Source organism: Argonema galeatum A003/A1 (genome assembly GCF_023333595.1).
Taxonomy (GTDB): Bacteria; Cyanobacteriota; Cyanobacteriia; order Cyanobacteriales; family Aerosakkonemataceae; genus Argonema; species Argonema galeatum.
In genome coordinates this window covers 1-3,819 of the sequence record NZ_JAIQZM010000082.1, presented here as the reverse complement: position 1 = coordinate 3,819, position 3,819 = coordinate 1, and the positions used below count along the sequence as shown (strand labels likewise).

The window sequence follows — 3,819 nt, the reverse complement described above, 5'->3', positions numbered from 1 at the left end:
TCATCTTTCTTCCCCCGTGGAGACCCCCGCTATAATCAGCGCGGACACATCGAGCCGTAGGTGAGTACCGCGCATTGATTTAGCGGCGGGAGGAAACGGGGGATATTTTATGGGGGTCAATCCCCCTAAAATATCCAAATCACTGTCCATAGGAATAACCATCCTTCTTAAGAATGTGTTTGCAGTACTTATGGCTGATTCCTTGAACCAGTCCATCTTTTGTGGATATATTGAAACTTCCAGTAGCGCGAGTTGCTACTCGTCCAACATAAGTCCCAATCTTTTTGCCGGAAGTGACAGTCGCTTTAACGATGTCACCAGTCTGAAAACCTTTGTGAAATTTGGTTCTAGAGCAATAACGAACCGGAAACCCCCATTTATCAGTACGGCATTGTTGACGAGTTCCATGTCCTTTTGCGGCAATTAGTAGAGGTTTGACACCTGTCGTGATTAACTGTTCTGGCGTTGACGCTCCAACGCAAGCCGCATCCCAGTAATGAGTCTTGTCTAAGCCTCGAATGGTGCGGTTGTACTTGGTACGTCCTCCTGTGCCAACCTCTACGGGTAAACCTGTTTGTTTTAGGTTTTCGTAGAGATTCCATCGGGTTGCATTGACGGCTGCGGTATCTGCCAAAGGTTTTTTAGCTTGCCCCAGAATTCGTTTGAGCAAATCAGGCTTACCTTTAAGGAAGTCTTTGATATCTTGGCTACCTTTTTTCTGATTGCAAGGCACACAAGCTAGGCATAGGTTACTGACACGGTTAGAGCCACCTTTTGAGCGAGGATTGATATGCTCAATCTCAAGCTTGGTATCCTTTGCGCCGCAGTAAGCACAAGTTCTGTCCCACAACTCATGCAAAAACTCACGAATCTCGTAGCCAGCTAACGTCCCTTGTTGATAACCCACCCCGCTAATCTCTGCATCCTGCATCTGTTGCGTGTCAAATCTAACCAACTCTTGAGAGATAGCTGTAATTTGACACAGTGACGATAGACGCTTAACCCAAGTCAAGATGTTAGCTACTCGACTGTTTAAAGACGGTGGCAACCATCCTTTTGAACGGGTGCGGTTAAGAAAACGAGGCTGCCGATAACGAGTTTTACGGTGGCGGCGTGAACGTCTTAACTGGCGACGTGAAGTTAAAGTATCGCGAATCTGAAAACCACGATGCTGAAGTTCAGCAACCCAAACAACCTCGCCAGTGTTGTCGTTGACTAATGCTAATCCACTGGTTTTTGCTCCTGGGTCAATCTTGACTCGAAGTGGTCTTATTTCAGGATTTAACACCTCTTCTTTCAGTATTAGCGTAAAAGGATAGCGGCGAAATACGGCGGCTTTCCCTTGGGATAACAGCATTCTCGCCCTACCTGGATGGATGGGATTAAGAGGCTGCTTGTTGGTGTCTAGAACGAAAACTTTACTCACGAATGAGTCTCCTTACGGGTAATGTTAGCCTTGACAATGTTTTAGAAGTTTGTCACGTTAACGACACTGGCTTCGACCCAATATGCCTGTTTAATCGTTAACCACAGAGCTACAGACTGGCTTCGTATCCGTAGGTGTGATGGCTTCTAAAACGTAGTACACAAGGTACTTAGTCGGGTAAACTCTGGGCTTCTCTTGGTTGAGTCGAGGGAGGCTATTATGCCTCGCCCCTCTCAGTTAGATCTGGACGTGCGATTTTCACCGCATCCAGCTCCCGATGTTCTTGGCTTTCGCTTTTGCTCATGTGGGTGTAATCGTGGCAGGATTCGTGTATGGCTAGAAGGTTATTTTTATTCCAGTTATTATGGTTGCCATCGACATGATGGAGATGTACCTTCTCATCACTAAGCATCTTTAAGCCACAATGACCACATGAATGGTTTTGCTTTTTGAGAGCTTTAGAGGTTTCACCGTCATAGAGCTTGCTGTTACGCTCACTCCAATAGGTAATGTCTCCGTCATAGGGTGACTTTTCCCCTTTAACGTTGACGTGCTTGTTTTCGGAGTAAGGAACCGAGGGGAATGCTTTATCAAGCAGTTTCTTGCTGGTGTAGCGAGATTGTTTTGATTCCTTGTTGAATACCTTGAAAGCTCTTGTTTCGATGTGGTATAGCGAGTTGCGCGACCCATCCATCTTGCAGAAGCGGTGGTAATTCCTCCATCCTCTAACTACAGGGGCTAATTTCTCAGCCTTTGTGGTAGCACCATAATTCGAGTTGTTGACGATGTGTTTTACTTTCTGACGGAATGCTTTGTAATTGTCCTCTGAAGGGACGCATCTAAACCTTCCGTTACTTTGCACTTTAAAGTGCCAGCCGAGGAAATCAAACCCATCTGTCGTAGCGGTTAGCTTGGTTTTCTTTTCACTGACTTTCATCCCCCTTTCTGCAAGAAACTGGCTGATTCGCTCAAGTATTGCCACTGCATCGTCTTTGGGCTTTAGAATTATTACCATGTCATCCGCATAACGCACGGATTGGTGGATGTCCTCTATACCATTGAGCGCAATGTTTGCTAGTAGGGGACTCACCACACCCCCTTGCGGGGTTCCTTGTTCTGGGAATTCTGGGTTGACTCCTGATTTTAAGCATCGGAAGATTCCGAGCTTGATGCCCGAAGGGGCTATGAGTCGTTCCATTATTGATGAGTGGCTTATCCTGTCGAAGCATTTTTCGATATCGAGTTCGATAACCCGTTTTTCTATTCCGTTTGCCCAGGAGTTTAGATTCTGAAACACTTGCTTTTGTGCATTGTGCGCTGAGCGTCCTGTTCTGAAACCGTAGCTCCTAGCGTGGAACGTTGCCTCGTGCGCTGGTTCTAGGGCAAGCTTAACGAGACATTGCCAAGCTCTATCCCCAATCGTAGGCACTTTTAAGAGTCGGGTTGTCCCGTCTTTCTTAGGTATGGGTATTTCCCGTAGTTTCTGGTGTTGCCAGTTGCTACTTTTGGTTCTAAGGGTTTCACTTAGCTCCAGCCTCTCCTGATGGTTAAGTGAGGCTTTACCATCTATACCTGCCGTTTTTTTCCCAGCGTTTAGCTGCGTTACTTGACGTATTGCCAGCATCCTGGCTGCGGTTGACTTGAGTATCAACCTCTGGAGGGACATAGCTTTTCGCTTGTCTCCAGCCCGAATCGCTTTGAACACTCTTCTTTGAAGGCGGAATAAGTCCTTCTGGAATCGTTTCCAGGGGAGATTTTTCCAAGTTTCGCTAGCATTGCTACTGCGTCTAAACATACTCTTCTCTAGTTCGTGTTTTCTGAACACCTTGCAGCAATTACGCTGCATCCTACCCGAACTGAGGGGATTAATCCGCTCGTCTGGTCTACATGGGGTTCGACTGCCCCTAGACCCTCAGTTCGTTTTTCTTCGTTCCCCCAGTCAGATTGTTAGTTCTGTTAGGTGGAGCCAATTCAACCACTGGATTCCCTGGACTCTTACCGCTATGGCTTTTAGATGCGGCGGGTGTCATCTCCAGTGAAGTCGGGGTTTTATGTTGTGCCCCGCTTGCGGGTAGGTCGCTTTTCTAGGCTCTGGTTTCACCGTAAGAACACCCCGTTAGCGCCAGTGTCATCTCACAACAGATGTCTGATTGCGCCCTGTTCCCAGCTTCACCCTCCAGAAACCGAGTCTGGTCAGTGTGGGCAGGTAGGGAGTCATCTATGAGTCTTAGAGGAGGGGCTTACACCCTCATCCAGATTGGGAGTTCAACCTTCTCTTTCTAGAGTTAGTTGGCGACGTTATGTACGGACTGTTTACCGTGATTCACATCGCAACGAATCGCACAAAAGCCCCCGCTAGAGTCGGTACTCCGACGATTCGGTGGGTAGTTTAC

2 protein-coding genes are annotated in these 3,819 nt (G+C 47.3%); both read right to left on the bottom strand.

Translation table 11 applies throughout. From position 1 onward, the window contains the following. Positions 1 to 139: 139 nt before the first annotated feature. A complete protein-coding gene (gene iscB, locus LAY41_RS31965; protein WP_249106714.1) occupies positions 140 to 1,426 on the bottom strand; it encodes an RNA-guided endonuclease IscB in 1,287 nt (428 codons plus the stop codon). A 217-nt stretch (positions 1,427 to 1,643) separates the two neighbouring features. Then, a complete protein-coding gene (locus LAY41_RS31960; protein ID WP_249106713.1) occupies positions 1,644 to 3,221 on the bottom strand; it encodes a reverse transcriptase domain-containing protein in 1,578 nt (525 codons plus the stop codon). Positions 3,222 to 3,819: the final 598 nt, after the last annotated feature.